Below are 15,290 nucleotides of genomic sequence, written 5' to 3'. Positions count from 1 at the left end.
ACCTGTGCCTGCAACCACCGCCTCCATCAAGCTCGCCACCGTCGCCGCCCGGGCCGCGTCGGAGAAGCTCGCCGAAGAGATCGCCGTCATCGACGTGTCCGGTCAGCTCATCATCACCGACTGTTTCGTCATCGCCTCCGCGGCGACGGACCGCCAGGTCGGCGCCATCGTCGACGAGGTCGAGGAGAAACTCCGGGAGGTCGGTGCGAAGCCGATCCGCCGCGAGGGCGTCCGCGAGGGCCGCTGGGCCCTCCTCGACTACGGCGAGATCGTCGTCCACGTCCAGCGCACCGAGGAACGCGAGTTCTACGGCCTGGACCGCCTCTGGCGGGACTGCCCCTTCATCGAGGTGGAGGGCATCGAGACCCCGGAACGACCGGAAACCTGGTCGAACGACGTCGATGTCCGTGCCGTCGACTCGATCGACCAGATTCCGCTCGCGTCGGAGGAACCCGACGCGAACGAACTGTGACCCGCCGACTGATCCTGCTCCGCCACGGCCAGACCGACTACAACGCCACCGGCCGGATGCAGGGGCACTACGACTCGTCGCTGTCCGACATCGGGCGCGCCCAGGCCCGTGCCGTGGTCGAGCCGCTCCGTTCCTTCGGGATCACCCGGATCCTGTCTTCCGACCTGACCCGGGCGCACGACACGGCGACGCCTTTCGCCGAGGCCCTCGGCCTTCCCGTGGAGAAGGACCGTCGCCTCCGGGAGACGGATCTGGGGGAGTGGCAGGAGAAGACCAGCGTCGAGGTCGACGCCGCGCACCCCGGTGCGCGCGCCATCTGGCGCCGCGACGTCAACTGGGCCCCGCCCGGCGGGGAGACCCACCTCGAGGTCGGTGCCCGTGCCCGTGCCGTCGTCGACGAGCTCATGACTAGGTACGACGACTGGGACTCCGGCGCGGTCCTCATCGTCGCGCACGGCGGCACCCTCAAGGCGCTGACCGCGTCCCTGCTCAACATCGCCCCCGAGCAGTTGCCGATCCTCAACGGGCCGGACAACTGCCACTGGGCGAAGCTCACCGCCCGACCCCCGTTCCATCCGGGGAGCCGGGACGCCCTCGGCGACGCGGACCAGATCATGCCCGAGGCGATCTTCACCCCGGAGAACGTCTCCCGTGCCCGCTGGTACCTCGACGTCTGGAACGCCGGAGTCAACTACCCCGCGGCCTGATCTCCCCGGTTCGGGACCGGTCCACTCCCGGTGATACGTTTAGGTGAACAAAAACCTGAAATGCCACTGTGAGGAGCCTCCATCCCCATGCCCGTACGCGTCGTCACAGATTCGGCGGCCTGCCTGCCTGACGCCGTCGTCGATGACCTGGACATCACCGTCATCGACCTGCACATGATGCGTAGCGGAAAGGACAGCTCGACCTCCGGGCTCTCGGCACTGGAACTGGTGGCCATCTACGCCAGGCAGCTGGAACGCGGTGGGGACGAAGGCGTCCTCGCCCTTCACCTGTCCAAGGAACTGTCCTCCACGTGGTCCAACGCCGTGACCGCGGCGGCCGTGTTCGACGATGATCTGGTCCGCGTCGTCGACACCTCCTCCATGGGGATGGGGGTGGGGGCCGCGGTCATGGCCGCGGCCAAGCTGGCGCAGGACGGTGCGGACCTCGAGATCTGCTACGACGCCGCCGTCGACGTCCTGGACCGCAGCGACATGTGGCTGTACGTGCACCGTATGGACGAGCTCCGCAGATCCGGGAGGCTGTCCACCACGACGCAGCTGATCTCCACCGTGCCGACCGGACTGGCCAACCGGCCCATCCTGCACCTGAAGGACGGCCGACTGGAGATCCTCGCCAAGACCCGCACCCAGTCCAAGGGGCTGGCGAAGCTGGTGGAGCTGGCGTGCCACGACACCGGCGACACTCCCGTGTTCGCCGCCGTGCAGCAGCACGAGGCCCGGGAGGCCGCCCGGGCTCTGGCGCAGATGCTCACCGAGAGGTTGCCCGAGGGATCGACGCTGATGATCGTCGACATGGATCCGGTGCTCGCCGTGCACTCGGGCCCCGGTGCGGTCGCCGTGTCCATGGTCTACTCCGCGGACGCCGCGGAGCTCACCGGGGGGCTCTCCACAGGCGACTAGCCGCCGGGAACGGGGTTGTGCACAGCTCTCCGCGCCCGAGTCTCCGCGGGTGGCGGGGGCGGCCTAGGGTTCGCCGCATGCGCCAGCGGATAACCCGAAGACTCGCGGAGCTCACCCATCCGACCGGTGAGGAGGAGCTCCTCGATGTCGCGTTTCCCCGTCCCCGTCTGCACGTCACGCTCCGGCAGGGGGTGATCGCGCTCGCCGCGGTCGGCGTCCTGCTCCTCGGATGGCTGGTGTTCCGGGCCCCGGAACCCCCGCATCCGGTCTCCCCGTCCCCGCCCGCGGTGGCTGTCGCACAGGTACCGGATGGTGTCCGGGTGGTGGACAGGGCCGCGGAGGAACCGATCGTGGTCTCTGTCGTGGGCGCGGTGGAGAATCCCGGTCTCCACGAACTTCCCGCGGGGAGCCGGGCGGCGGACGCGTTGGCCGCAGCCCGGCCGCTACCGGACGCGGACACCCGGCACATCAACCTCGCGGCCCGCCTCGTCGACGGGATGCAGCTGACGGTCCCCGAACCGGGCGTCGCCGTCCCGGTGGCCGGTTCGCCGGGCCCGGGCATGCCGGTCCCGCTGAACTCGGCGACCGCGGAGCAGCTCGAGTCCCTTCCCGGGGTGGGGGCGGCCACCAGTGCAGCGATCATCGCTTACCGCACGGAACACGGCGGGTTCGCCGCCGTCGGGGATCTCGTCGAGGTACCCGGCATCGGGCCGGCGAAACTCGCCAGACTCGAGGGACTGGTCTCCCTGTGACGGAGCTCCGGCTCCTCCCGTCCGCCGTGGTCGTGTGGATGGCGGTCGCCGTGGTGCTGGTGTCCCGGACGACGCCGGCGGGGATCGTGCCCGTCGCCGCCGGAGTGCTGTTCGCCGTCGCGGTGCGTGCTCCGGGGCAGGGGCTGCTGATCGCGGGGTGTGGGGCGGCGGCGGTGGTCACCTCCCGGGTTCGGGTCGCCGTGGCCGAAGGGCATCCGTTGAATTCGGTTGCCCGTGCCACGGTCGAGGGGAGGGTCGTCGCAGCACCCGCATCCGTGGGCGACGGCGTCCGGCTGCTCCGGCTCCGGGTCGACGGGTATCCGGCGGATCTTCCGGTGTTCGTCCGTGACCCCGACGCCGCGGTCGGTACCGCCGGGTCCGTGGTGCGGGTGACCGCGGACGTGGGGCCCGGCAATCGCCCGGGTGTCGGCACACTGGTCCTCGACGCGCACTCGATCACCCGACTGCGGGAGCCCGAGGGAATGGAGCGACTGGCCGGCCACGTCCGTGCCGCACTGGTGGATGCCACCTCCCGGTGGCTGGACCCCGACTCCGCCGGCCTGGTCCGCGGAATGGTGCTGGGGGACACCGGCGGCCAGTCGGAGGAACAGCGCCGGCTGTATCTCGACACCGGGCTGTCGCACCTCTCGGCGGTCAGCGGATCGAACGTCGCGATCGTCACCACCGCTGTCTTTCTGCTCGCCCGCGCCCTCGGACTCGGGCCTCGTGTCCAGGTTGCGGGCGCGGTCGTCTCCCTCCTCGGGTTCGTCAGCCTCGTCGGGACGGAACCGAGCGTGCTGCGCGCCGCGGCGACCGGGATGGTCGGGCTGGTGGCCGTCGTGGCGTCCACCCGCGCCGAACCTGTCTACGCGTTGTGCCTCGCGGTGATCGTGCTGCTGTGCTGGCGCAGTGACCTGGCCGTGGAGTACGGCTTCGCCCTCTCGGTCGCCGCGACCGCGGGAATCGTGGCGCTGCACCCGTTGTTCCACCGCCCGCTCGCGGCGACCGGCTGGCCGGCGGTCGTCATCCGTGCGGTGTCCGTGGCGATCGCCGCGGATGTGGTGACCATGCCGATCATCGCGGTCATGGCCGGGCGGGTCTCGTTGGTGTCCGTGGCCGCGAACGTCCTCGCCGCGCCCGCGGTCGCCCCGGTGACGGTCCTGGGGCTCGTCGCCGCCGTCCTGGCCGTGGTACCCGGCATCGGGGAGGATCTCGCCGGGCTGCCTCTGATCCTGATCGTGCCATGCGCCCGGTGGATCACCGGGGTCGCGCGTCTGCTCGCGTCGTTGCCGCTGTCCACGGTTCCGGTGGCGGACGGGTGGCTCGGGGTCGCGTGGGTGATCCTCGGCTGCTGTTGGATCGTCTGGGCGGTCTGTGCCGGACGGGTCCGGATTCTGGTCGGTGTCGCGGTGGCCGCCGCGGTGCTGGGTGCACTGTCCGGCCCGCATCCGACCGCGTACCCTCCGGCACCCGGATGGCGGGATCCCGGACTGTGGCACGATGGAGCGCGTGAAACCGTCACCACCCGGCCCCGTGCACCTGATCCTCGGTGAGGAGGAGTTCCTCGCCGAGCGAGCCCGTATCGCGGTCACCGCCGCGGTCCGGGAATCCCTCCCCGACGGCACCGAACTGCCCGTCACCACCATGCGGGCCGGGGACGTCAACGCCAACGAGCTGGCGGAACTGCTGAGTCCGTCCCTGTTCGGCGAGGACCGCGTCCTCATCCTCACCAGCGCCCAGGACGCGGGGAAGGACGCCGTGGATCTCATCCTGTCCGCTGCGGGCAGCCCCGCTCCCGGAATCTACCTCATCATCCTGCACACCGGGGCGGGCCGGACGAAGGCGATGGTGCCGAAACTGTCCAGACTGGCGGAGGTCCACCGCGCGGACAAGGTCAAGCCCGCGGAACGCCCGGCCTTCGTCAACCAGGAATTCCGGAACCACGGGGTGCGGGTGACCTCCGACGTCACGCGCGCGCTCCTCGAGGGCGTGGGCTCGGATCTGCGGGAACTGGCCAGCGCGGTGAGCCAGCTGGTCGCCGACACCGGGGGAGAGGTCACCGAGGCGAAGGTCCGCGAGTACTACGTCGGCGTCGCGGAGGTCTCCGGATTCGACATCGCGGATCTCGCCTGCTCCGGGCAGGTGCAGCGCGCCGTCGCCTCCACCCGCAGGGCGCTCCAGCTCGGACTGTCGCCCGTGATGCTCGCCGCGGCACTGTCCACAACCGTCGGATCCATCGCCCGGCTCTACTCCACCCGGGGGAGAATCGACGCCAACAGCCTGGCGCGGGTCGTGGGGATGCCGCCGTGGAAGGTCGAGAAGACCGCGCGGCTGGCGCGGACGTGGAACGGTGAGGCGGTGTCGGAGGCCGTGATCATCGTCGCGGAGCTCGACGCTGCGGTGAAGGGGCAGGCCGCCGACGACGGCTACGCCATCGAGCACGCGGTGCGGAGGATAGCGGAACTGGCCGGGTGAGCCGACCGGGTCCCGCCACTAGTTGACGTCGACCCACCATTCATCGAACGTCTCGTCCATCTCCAGGCTGTCGCCGATGTAGACCGTGAGCCTGGTCGGTGTGACGGTGATCTCCGCGTCGCCGGTGTCCACGACATAGCGGTGGAGGTCCGGATCGGAACCGGATTCCTCCACGTGCCGGTCGAGGGCACCGGTTCCGGTGACGAAACCGTGGTAGGTGTATCCGTACCCGTCCCTGCAGATCGTCACGAACACCGAGTCGTTGCGGGCGGCCAGGACGGCGTCCTCGTCGGAATTGCACGCGGCGATCAGGTTGGCTGCCCTGAGGTCCCAACCTCTCCCGGTGAACTGGCTCGGATAGTTCCGGTGCGGGACCGCCGTGCGCACCACGGGTGCCGCGGAGGTTGTGGCTGATCCCTGGCGGGCGTTCTCCGTGGCAGCGTCGGTGGCCGGCGCGGCGGACACCGGTTGAGTCTGTGCGACGACCTCACCGTCGGGAGTGCCACCGCCGGGACCGGACAGCAGATGTATGGCCAGGGCGGTGGTCACCGCCGCCAGGACAGCAACACCGAGGAGTACCGGAACCGTGGTGGGCCTGCGGCCGGAGGGCGTGTCCGCGCTCCGCGGGGGCGCGCCGGGCCGGCCGGTCCACGCCGTGGTCTCCGGTTCCGGCGCCGATTGCGGGGGAGGGAGAGGCCCCCAGTCGTCGGGATCGTCGGAGGAGCCCCACTGGTAGTCCTGGTTGTCGGTCATGGCGGGTCCTTAACTGAATGCCGGTGCGGGTTCATCGGGTCGTCCGGGAATCATCGCCTGATGAGGATAACCCGTGCATCGGTGGTCGTGGCACAGTCGTAGCTCTCTCCCCCGGAGGGATGGCAGACGACGACGTAGTCCTTCCGGGTGACGGGGCTGTGGACCAGCAGCGAAGTCTGGTCCTCCCGCCCGGCGTCATCGAGGCCGGCGCGCAGTTGTTCTCCCACGGCGATGGAGAAGGGGCAGCTGGTCCGTTCCGTCGCGGCGTAGACGGCCCAGCCGCCGGCGGTCCCGCACCCCGTGCTGCCGGCCGGTGGGGTGATGGGTTTCGTCGGTGTCAGGGTCGTCGTCTCCGTCGAGGTGACGGGCCCGCTACCCCCGGCACCGCCCCCCGCCCGGGCGGGGCCCGAGGCTCCCTGGCCCGGAGCGCCCGTCTCACGGCTGGAACCCATCCGTGAGACGGTCCCGACGAGCACGACCGTGAGCAGGAGCACGATGACCACCCCGGCCACCCACAGCGCCCGCGGAAACGGCCGCTCCGCGGGCACGGGCCGGTCGTGGGCTTCCCCGGTGGATGAATCGGGTAGCCAACCGGAACCGGTGTCGGAGTCGTCCCATGAGTATTCCGGGGGCATGTGCGTGCAGCCTTTCTGCTGGATCGTGCCGTTGCGATCCGGGGTGTCGGACCGGTGTCCCTGCCGCCGGTTCGGGCGGCCGGACCGCTTCAACAATACTGGTCGGGTCTTCCGGATGAAGGTGAATTCCCGGGGAGTGCCCCTGATGGCGGTGTCTCCGTCCGGCGTCGGCGCCGTCACACCGACCGCCCGATTTGCGGAGAACCCGGTGCCCGCGGCCACCTGCGGCGCAGAAGGGCGCGCCCGTCGGCCCGGAGGGTGGAATGCAGAAGGCCCCTGCGCCGGAATCACCGGTACAGGGGCCTTCTGGGTCTCCCACCGCGTGGGAGGGGGACGGAACTAGTCCATCTTGTTCAGTGCCTTGGCCATCGCGGACTTCTTGTTGGCGGCGTTGTTCCGGTGGAACACGCCCTTGGTGACGGCCTTGTCCAGGGCACGGGAGGCGACGCGCAGCTGCGTGGTGGCCTCGTCCTTGTTGCCCTCCTCGACCAGCGCGCGGAACTTGCGGATCTCGGTGCGGACGGCGGAACGCACGTGCTGGTTGCGCTGGCGGCGCTCCTCGTTGGTGCGGACGCGCTTGATCTGGGACTTGATGTTAGCCATTGAGAATACCTCTTGAACTCGTGGTCGGGTGTGATGAAACCACCGGCCGGAACCGTCCAGACCTGTGATCGCGATGGATCACGGTCGCGGTGGGTGCGTTCTCCTGAGCGGACCCAAGGTCCTGACCGCTCCGGCACCCACGCCCGGAAAGTGAATAACAGCTTGACAGAGTACCAGCACCCGGTGACCCGGGCAAACGAGGGCGGGGCTCAGCCCCAACCGTAGGTGCTGCGCAGTCGGTTGGCGATGCGTTCGAACCGGTGCCGCGGGATGACGGCACCCTGACGCCTGATCTCCAGCTCGGGGATCTCCAGGACCTTGTCCATGCGTACCCAGCACTGTCTGCCCGACTCGTCCCAGGGGCCGGAACCGATGCCGAGCCAGTTGTCCTCCTCGGCGTGTTCGGGGTTCGGCGAGATCACCAGACCGAGCATGTACTGCCGGGACCGGCCGATCACGATGATCGCCCGCTCATGCGCGGGGGAGCCGGGGCCGTCGGTGTTCACCCAGATCCACACGACCTCGCCGGGGTCGGCCTGCCCGTCCATGTCCGGGGCGTAGTAGATGCTGCGTGCCATGGACTCGGTCGGCTGCGTGGCGTAGGTGGTCGCCGACTTGATGCTCCGGTGGGCGGGTGCCTGGCTCGACGGGTTCAGCCCGAGACGGTCGTTGATGACCTCGAGCCCCTGGTCGAGTGCGCTGTCACCCCGGCCGAGGATGGAGCTCACGGCACGGTGGAACCAGCTCTCCTCGCTTCGCCCACCATCGTTCACAGCTCACGATCCTAGTCGTTGCCGGAACGTCGGGGGCGGGGATCGGGGCCGGGTGTCCTCCCGTGCCCGACGGCGGTGTATCCGATGCGCGTGGGCTGCGGTTGCCCGGTCGGGTAGTGTCAGGAGAGCTCCAACCAGGAAGGGACCGTCACACACATGGCCGCAAATTTTGCCGAAGCTACGTACACCGACCCCAAGCAGATCCGTAACTTCTGCATCATCGCCCACATCGACCACGGGAAGTCCACGCTCGCGGACCGGATCCTGGGTCTGACCGGCGTGGTCGAGGCACGGGACATGCGTGACCAGTACCTGGACAACATGGACATCGAGCGTGAGCGCGGCATCACCATCAAGGCGCAGAACGTCCGACTGCCGTGGGTTCCCCGCTCCGGGGCGCACGAGGGGGAGGAGATCGTCATGCACCTCATCGACACCCCCGGTCACGTCGACTTCACCTACGAGGTCTCCCGCGCCCTCGACGCCTGCGAGGGCGCCGTGCTGCTCGTCGACGCCGCCCAGGGCATCGAGGCGCAGACCCTGGCGAACCTGTACCTGGCCATGGAGAACGACCTCGAGATCATCCCCGTCCTGAACAAGATCGACCTTCCCGCCGCGGACCCCGACAAGTTCGCCGAGGAGATCGGGCACATCATCGGCTGCGAACCGGACGAGGTGCTACGGGTCTCCGGGAAGACCGGCGAGGGTGTGCCGGAGCTGCTCGACCGCATCTGCGAGCTCGTCCCTCCGCCGAGCTCCAGCAAGGGCCCCGACGCACCCGCGCGCGCCATGATCTTCGACTCCGTCTACGACACCTACCGTGGCGTGGTCACCTACATCCGCATGGTCGACGGCACCCTCGAGCCGCGCCAGAAGATCAGGATGATGTCCACCGGGGCCACCCACGAGCTCCTCGAGATCGGCATCGTCAGCCCCACCCCGAAGAAGTGCGTCGGGCTCGGGCCCGGCGAGGTTGGCTACCTCATCACCGGCGTGAAGGACGTCCGCCAGTCCAAGGTCGGCGACACGATCACCTGGGCCAACAAGGGTGCGGAGGAACCGCTCAAGGGCTACGCCGAGCCGAGCCCGATGGTGTACTCCGGCCTCTTCCCGATCTCCCAGGCGCAGTACCCGGATCTCCGGGACGCACTGGACAAGCTCCAGCTCAACGACGCGGCGCTCATCTACGAGCCCGAGACCTCCGTCGCCCTGGGCTTCGGGTTCCGCTGCGGCTTCCTCGGCCTGCTCCACATGGAGATCACCCGCGACCGGCTGCAGCGCGAGTTCGACCTCGACCTCATCTCCACCGCACCGTCGGTGAGCTACCGGGTGGTCACCGAATCCGGCGAGGAGTTGACCGTGCACAACCCCTCCGACTGGCCCGGCGGCAAGCCGAGGGAGGTCTGGGAGCCCATCGTCAAGATGACGGTGATCGTGCCCGCCGAGTTCGTCGGCACCACGATGGAACTGTGCCAGGCCAAACGCGGGCAGATGGGCGGCATGGACTACCTCTCCGAGGACCGCGTCGAGCTCCGCTACATCATGCCGCTCGGTGAGATCATCTTCGACTTCTTCGACATGCTCAAGTCCCGCACCCGCGGCTACGCCTCCCTCAACTACGAGGAGGCCGGTGAGCAGGAGTCCGATCTGGTCAAGGTCGACATCCTCCTCCAGGGCGAGCCCGTCGACGCGTTCAGCGCCATCGTGCACCGCGACAACGCCCAGTGGTACGGCAACAAGATGACCGTGAAGCTCAAGGACCTCATCCCGCGTCAGCAGTTCGAGGTGCCGATCCAGGCGGCCATCGGGTCGAAGATCATCGCCCGCGAGAACATCCGCGCCCTGCGCAAGGACGTCCTCGCGAAGTGCTACGGCGGCGACATCTCGCGTAAGCGCAAACTCCTGGAGAAGCAGAAGGAGGGCAAGAAGCGGATGAAGAACATCGGTTCCGTCTCCGTGCCGCAGGAGGCCTTCGTCGCGGCACTCTCCACCGACGAGGGGTAGACGGCCGCGGCTGCTGCCGACTCTCAACGTCGACAGACGGCACACAGCCCGTTGCCAGGTGGCGGCGCTAAGATTCCCCCGACCTGTCTGAAGACACGCAAGAGGGGACGTCTGGCACGGAGATGGAAGTCAACAGTGTTCCGGTGATCATCGAGCGGACCCTGGATTTCCTCCAGGGTTTTCCCGTGGAGATCATGGCGGTGATCGAACTGGCGGTGCTGATCGCCGCCGTGATCATGTTCCGGAGATTCCGGGCGAAGAGCCCGGACCCGGTCCCGTCGGTCTCCCCGCGGGAGGAGCACCGCCACCTGCTGATCAGGACCATCACCTACTCGGACTTCAGCCGCTCACTGTTCCCGCTGGTGGTGACGACACTGTTCCCGTTCCTGATCCTCGTTCTCGCCGTGGGACTGATACCGGCGGGACTGTTCATCGGCGGAGGAACCGGGGTACTGCCGCTGATGTTCCTCGTCATCAACCTCATGGCGGTTCCGTCGGCCTTCATCTTCTACTTCTGGTTGGTCACGGAGCGCGTGTGGCGGGAGATCTCGGAGAGCGACAAGGACACACTGATCCACGAGTGGAACAGGGTCTTCGCCATCGGGGTCTACGCCCTCACGCTGGTGGTCTCCCTGCTCTGCTATCAGTGGTCCCGCGGTGGCGACCTGTTCACCTTCGGAGACAGCGTCAAGGCTCTGTTCACCCTCATCGTCGCCGTGTACTCCTTCGAGATGACCCGCCTGGCCGCGAGCATCTACTCGCAGCTGTCTGTGCGGGTGTGAGCGGCGTCCGCACGTCCGTACCGTACCGGTGGAGGCCACGACGGAACTCCGCGGGCGCGGGGCGGGCTCGAGGTGAATGCCCGTGCCGGGCTGTGGGAAGATCAGCTCATCCACGTTGATGGCCCGGGCACCGCGAATCAGCCCGGCGCCCCTCATCCAGATCCGTCCACCGAAAGCGACCACATGACCGACTACCCGATGGGCTTCGTCGACATCGGCGCGGTCGCGATGCTCACGAATCCCGACAGCGGACACGGTCGTGCCCGGCACTCGACGGAACGTGCGATGGTGACGTTCCGGAACGCGGGTGTCGAGGTCCTGGCCTTCCAGGGGCGGACGACGGAGGATTCCCGACGACTGACCCGGGAGGCGGTCGAATCAGGGCGCTTCGACGCGATCGTCGTCTGCGGCGGCGACGGCATGATCAACGTCGTGCTCCAGGAAACGGCCGGGAAGCAGATACCGGTCGGGGTGATACCCGCAGGTACCGGCAACGATCACGCCCGCGAGCACGACCTGCCCAGGACGAGCCCGGAGGCCGCGGCGGAGGTCATCGCCGCGGGCTTCACGGTGACCACGGACCTGGGCCGGATCACCGACCGGACGGGGGCGGTGAGGTGGTTCGGCACCGTCATGACGGCCGGATTCGACTCCCTGGTCAGTGACCGGGCGAACCGGATGACCTGGCCGCACGGCTCCGCCCGCTACAACCTCTCGATCGCCGCCGAACTGATCAACCTGCGTCCCCTGTCCTTCTCGATGACGCTGCACGGCAGGCACGCGGTTCCCGGGGAGCCCGGACCGGTGGACGGATCGCCCCTTGAGTTGCGTGGTTCGGCGATGCTCGCGGCGTTCGGCAACACCCGGACCTACGGCGGTGGGCTCCCGGTCTGTCCCTTCGCCAACCACCGGGACGGTCTCCTCGAGGTGACCCTCGTCGATCCCGTGAACCGGGTGCGATTCGTGTCCTGCATGGCGAGGATCCTCAAGGGGACCCACGTCGAACTGCCCGAGGTGCACAGCTTCCGGGTGCGGAGCGCCCGGGTGTGGGTGCACGGTGTGGACGCGTACGCGGACGGAGAACGCATGGCCGACCTGCCTGTCACGGTCGAGGCGGTGCCCGCTGCGGGGAAGTTCATTGTCCCGGCCCCTTAGTGCCTGTTTCTCACCGTCCCCGACTGTGTGCCATTGGGGCGCAGCCGGGGACGATGAACCGGGGGCGTCGGTTGGTCCGGTACTTCTCCTGTCCCGGCGCGGTGATGCGGGAGAAGACGCGGGACCGGTGGGGTCTCTAGGGGTCGTGCCGGGGACCTGAAGGCTCCGGGGATGGCGGGACGTCGAGAGCACCGGTCCGGCATCGCCGCGCCAGTATCTCCGCGTCCGACGTCCCTCCTGTCGGTGTCGGGTGAAGTATCCGGCGTCCGCTGACGCATCGCGGATCTCTCCGGCGGTGGTCGTCGGTGGGGCTTTCTTGTGGGGTACCGGCCTGTTCCAGCCTTCGGGATCAACGGTTCGTCGAGAGACATACAGGCGGACGCCAGGCTGCTCTGATCTTTCCGGAGGCGAGGTTACGTACGGTGGCGAGCTGTCAGTCTGGAGGAACCTTACCCACTATTGAAAAACAAATGCAATAAGGGTTATTGTGGGGCCCCATCCACACGACCTCTTTCAGGAGAATCAATGAGAAGAACTCTGCGTACCGCCGCGGTAACCGCAGGAGCGTGCGTCATCATCGGTGCAGGCGTGGCGAACGCCGGAACCATCGTCGACCATGACGGCGAAACCCGCGAGCGCGCCGGTGCCGTCACCTTCACCCAACCAGACGTCGAGTACGTTCCGGAGGATTCCAGCTACGGCAAGGTGCTGAAGGTCACCTGGACGGTCACCAACGACTCCAATGTTCGGGTCAAGTCACTGGGCCCCGGTTACAACGCCGAAGGGAAACGCTACAACGATGCGGTGGGACAGGAGATGCTCGTCCGATGCATCGACGGTGCCGTTCCCTTCGCGCCGGGCACGATCGCCCACTGCGAGCAGTACATCAACGTCACCGACGCGGACGCCGCCGCGGGACACACCAACGAGGAGACCCCCAAGTTCCGGGTTCTCTACGGCATGAACAACGTCAAGGGTGAGTACGAGTGGACCACCGCGGAGACGATTCCCGCGATCGACCTGAACACCGGTGCACCCGTCGCAGACGACGACACCGACACCGGTGACAAGCCGGTCGAGGGCACCCCGGAGAAGCCGAAGGACCACGGTGTCCTCGGGGTCATCGCCAAGATTCTCGACGCCGTGCGGGCCTTCCTGAACAAGATCGCCGGAGGATCCTTCTCCAGCTAGATCGGGACAACGGGGGGGCAGGCCGGATCCGTACCGTGGATCCGGCCCGCCCCCCGTCATTCACCCGGTACCGGAGCTGGCCCCGTGGCGGATCAACCCGCCACGGGACCCTCCATCGTGGGCTAGCGCCTGTACCAGGCGGTCATCTCGCGGAACTGGTTCGTGCCGCAGTGGATCTCCCCGGTGCCGCGGTGGAGGTAGTCGTAGTCGTCGACGAAGATGACCTCGTAACCCGCCTCCGACATCTGCTTTTTCAGGTGATCCGCGAAGACATCGGTGCCGTTGATGTCCGGTCCGAGTGTCTTCGGTGCGATGTAGGTGTGCTTGTCGCGCACGATGCCGTTGATCGCGTTCGGGTTGAACGAGGCCATCGGGTAGATCTTCGTGGCATCGTAGGCGTCATGGAGGTCCATGCGGTACCAGGCGGGGTAACGGATGATGTCCTGCTCGCCCAGGCCGGTCTCCGCCTTCAGTGTGGCGATGTTCCGGTCACTCATCTCGATGGCGACGGCGTGCTGGCGCTGCATCATCTCATCGGTCGCCTCCGTGAGTGTGGTGGTGCTGTTCGGGTAGTTGACCAGTTGGACGTCGCCGTGGCCCTCAGTGATGAGATCGGTGATCATCTTCTTCCCGAGGCCCGGATCCGCGACCAGCAGTTTGAAGCCGGCCGCGTTGTCGGCGGGCAGGACGTGGACGATCTCATCGATGTGCCCGACGGCCAGGTGACTGGTGTCCAGGATCAGGGGATCTTCGTAGCCCTGAGCCGCCAGGAAAACGAGCTGTTCCGCGGTCGGGGAGTTCGGGTCCACTGGTCCGTGGTCATGGTCATGGTGGGCGTCGGTACCGTGGGTGTGACCGTGGTCCTCGGCGACTAGATCCGGGTTCTGTCGAACTCCGATGATCGCCCGGCCGTTCGGATGAGCCGGTGTCGGCGGCAGGAACTCGAGGTTGCCGCCGGCACTCGGGTCGGACGTTCCGGGCTTCACGTTGATCTCCGCGACGCCGATGTCCCGGCCACGGAGCTGGTACATGGCGTTCTGGCCGTCCTCGGCCTGATCGACGCGCATCACTATCCGCATGTGCTGCGGGCCGTTCTCACCGGGCATGGAGGTGTGGAAGACCTCGCTACCGTCCTGGATCCACTGGACGTCCATGCCGGGGAGTTTGCGCAGCTCTACATCGCCGAGGGCTTTCTCGAGTCGGGCGTTGAAGGGAGCGGCGTCCTTGAAGGAGTCGTCCAGGGTGAGCACCGTCTGCAGGTCCTCGGTGTGATCGTGTCCCCGCAGTGGCGCCTGCTGCAGCTGGACGCGGTCGACGGTGGACGAACCGTCGTCGGTCGTGGTGAGTGTGACGGTGAGGCGACCGTCCCACGCGGTGCGGTCCCGCACCACGTCCAGCCCCTCCACTCCGAGGGTGACGCCGGTGCGCAGTTGCTCGGCGGTCAGCTTCGTTGATGCCGTCACCAGTGTCCAGGTTCCGTCCTCCTTCTGCAGGAAGATACGGGCGTGGTCGGTGTCGTAGTCGAGGGACGCAGTTGCGGCGTCGGTGAGTTCCGCCGCCTTCACCTGCAGGCGGGCGAGATCGAGTGCATCCTCGTCACCGTTGACCACCTCATCCGCGGCGTCGTTGCAGGCGGCGAGTTCGGCGCGGGGCGTTCCGGGCTCGTAGGTGCACCGCGCGGCGTCGTCGTCGAGGTTGGCGAGGAAGATCGCCCCTGCCTCGAAGTTGGCCCGCTCCCGGTTCTCCAGGTCGGTGTCGGTGACACGGCCGTCGCGGTCCGTGTCACCGACGATCGTTGCCAACGGCGGCGCCGTGGGGGCGGGTTTCGGTGTGGTCGAGGAGCCTTCCGAGCTGAACCCCGAGGTCAGTCGGTCGGCGAGTGTCTTCCATTCGGAGGAGAGGGAGGTGGAGCCGGTGGCGGTGACGGCCGAGTTGATGTAGTCGACCGGGTTGCACGCGGTGAGTGTGAGGGAGGAGCAGGCGAGCGCGGCGAGGGTGGTGCCGGCCCGGAATCGGCGGAGATTCAAGTGAAAAACCTTTCCAGTAGTAGTGGTGAGCCTAGACTAC

The 15,290-nt window shown here is 67.9% G+C and carries 15 protein-coding genes; 10 read left to right on the top strand and 5 right to left on the bottom strand.

Annotation, left to right across the window (positions count from 1 at the left end):
* Nucleotides 1-4 precede the first annotated feature (4 nt).
* The 6 genes from rsfS to holA all read left to right on the top strand — a co-directional run bounded on the left by rsfS (nt 5) and on the right by holA (nt 5,327).
* Entirely contained in the window at nt 5-472 is a 468-nt protein-coding gene (gene rsfS / locus JIM95_RS03600; RefSeq protein ID WP_248112488.1) for a ribosome silencing factor, read from the top strand.
* Complete coding sequence (locus JIM95_RS03595) at nt 469-1,179, top strand: histidine phosphatase family protein (RefSeq protein WP_200260649.1); 711 nt, start codon at nt 469-471, stop codon at nt 1,177-1,179. Before rsfS ends, JIM95_RS03595 begins: the two co-directional genes overlap by 4 nt.
* An 87-nt stretch (nt 1,180-1,266) precedes the next feature.
* Nucleotides 1,267-2,100: a DegV family protein gene (locus JIM95_RS03590; protein ID WP_200260651.1), complete on the top strand. Its 834-nt coding sequence runs from the start codon at nt 1,267-1,269 to the stop codon at nt 2,098-2,100.
* Between the two features lie 77 nt (nt 2,101-2,177).
* Nucleotides 2,178-2,852 (top strand): ComEA family DNA-binding protein, encoded by a 675-nt coding sequence (locus JIM95_RS03585; protein ID WP_200260653.1) that lies wholly within the window; start codon nt 2,178-2,180, stop codon nt 2,850-2,852.
* Nucleotides 2,849-4,405, top strand: a complete 1,557-nt coding sequence (locus tag JIM95_RS11475) for a ComEC/Rec2 family competence protein (RefSeq protein ID WP_200260655.1) — start codon at nt 2,849-2,851, stop codon at nt 4,403-4,405. The genes JIM95_RS03585 and JIM95_RS11475 overlap by 4 nt, the downstream gene beginning before the upstream one ends.
* The gene (holA, locus tag JIM95_RS03575; protein WP_200260658.1) at nt 4,353-5,327 is read left to right on the top strand and encodes a DNA polymerase III subunit delta; all 975 of its coding nucleotides are present in this window, start codon (nt 4,353-4,355) and stop codon (nt 5,325-5,327) included. Before JIM95_RS11475 ends, holA begins: the two co-directional genes overlap by 53 nt.
* Nucleotides 5,328-5,345: 18 nt before the next feature.
* Here holA and JIM95_RS03570 read toward each other — a convergent pair whose 3' ends face one another.
* The 4 genes from JIM95_RS03570 to JIM95_RS03555 form a co-directional block, all read right to left on the bottom strand.
* A complete protein-coding gene (locus JIM95_RS03570; protein ID WP_200260661.1) occupies nt 5,346-6,080 on the bottom strand; it encodes a hypothetical protein in 735 nt (244 codons plus the stop codon).
* Nucleotides 6,081-6,130: 50 nt separating this feature from the next.
* Nucleotides 6,131-6,715, bottom strand: a complete 585-nt coding sequence (locus JIM95_RS03565; RefSeq protein WP_200260664.1) for a hypothetical protein — start codon at nt 6,713-6,715, stop codon at nt 6,131-6,133.
* A gap of 339 nt (nt 6,716-7,054) precedes the next feature.
* Complete coding sequence (rpsT, locus tag JIM95_RS03560) at nt 7,055-7,318, bottom strand: 30S ribosomal protein S20 (protein ID WP_198737722.1); 264 nt, start codon at nt 7,316-7,318, stop codon at nt 7,055-7,057.
* Between the two features lie 209 nt (nt 7,319-7,527).
* Nucleotides 7,528-8,091, bottom strand: coding sequence for a type II toxin-antitoxin system PemK/MazF family toxin (locus JIM95_RS03555; protein WP_248231957.1), 564 nt, complete (start codon nt 8,089-8,091; stop codon nt 7,528-7,530).
* 156 nt (nt 8,092-8,247) lie between these two features.
* Here JIM95_RS03555 and lepA point away from each other — a divergent pair, with 156 nt between their 5' ends.
* The 4 genes from lepA to JIM95_RS03535 all read left to right on the top strand — a co-directional run bounded on the left by lepA (nt 8,248) and on the right by JIM95_RS03535 (nt 13,223).
* A complete protein-coding gene (lepA, locus tag JIM95_RS03550) occupies nt 8,248-10,095 on the top strand; it encodes a translation elongation factor 4 (RefSeq protein WP_200260667.1) in 1,848 nt (615 codons plus the stop codon).
* 122 nt (nt 10,096-10,217) lie between these two features.
* Nucleotides 10,218-10,877, top strand: coding sequence for a hypothetical protein (locus JIM95_RS03545; protein ID WP_200260670.1), 660 nt, complete (start codon nt 10,218-10,220; stop codon nt 10,875-10,877).
* A gap of 183 nt (nt 10,878-11,060) precedes the next feature.
* A complete protein-coding gene (locus JIM95_RS03540) occupies nt 11,061-12,032 on the top strand; it encodes a diacylglycerol kinase (protein ID WP_234034759.1) in 972 nt (323 codons plus the stop codon).
* 525 nt (nt 12,033-12,557) lie between these two features.
* Nucleotides 12,558-13,223: a hypothetical protein gene (locus JIM95_RS03535; RefSeq protein ID WP_200260673.1), complete on the top strand. Its 666-nt coding sequence runs from the start codon at nt 12,558-12,560 to the stop codon at nt 13,221-13,223.
* A gap of 122 nt (nt 13,224-13,345) precedes the next feature.
* Here JIM95_RS03535 and JIM95_RS03530 read toward each other — a convergent pair whose 3' ends face one another.
* Complete coding sequence (locus JIM95_RS03530) at nt 13,346-15,250, bottom strand: protein-arginine deiminase family protein (protein ID WP_200260676.1); 1,905 nt, start codon at nt 15,248-15,250, stop codon at nt 13,346-13,348.
* Nucleotides 15,251-15,290: the final 40 nt, after the last annotated feature.

Origin of the sequence: Corynebacterium antarcticum, assembly GCF_016595285.2 — a bacterium.
GTDB lineage: Bacteria > Actinomycetota > Actinomycetes > Mycobacteriales > Mycobacteriaceae > Corynebacterium > Corynebacterium antarcticum.
The sequence above is the reverse complement of the archived record's forward strand: the minus strand, read 5'-3'. Positions and strand labels throughout refer to the sequence as shown.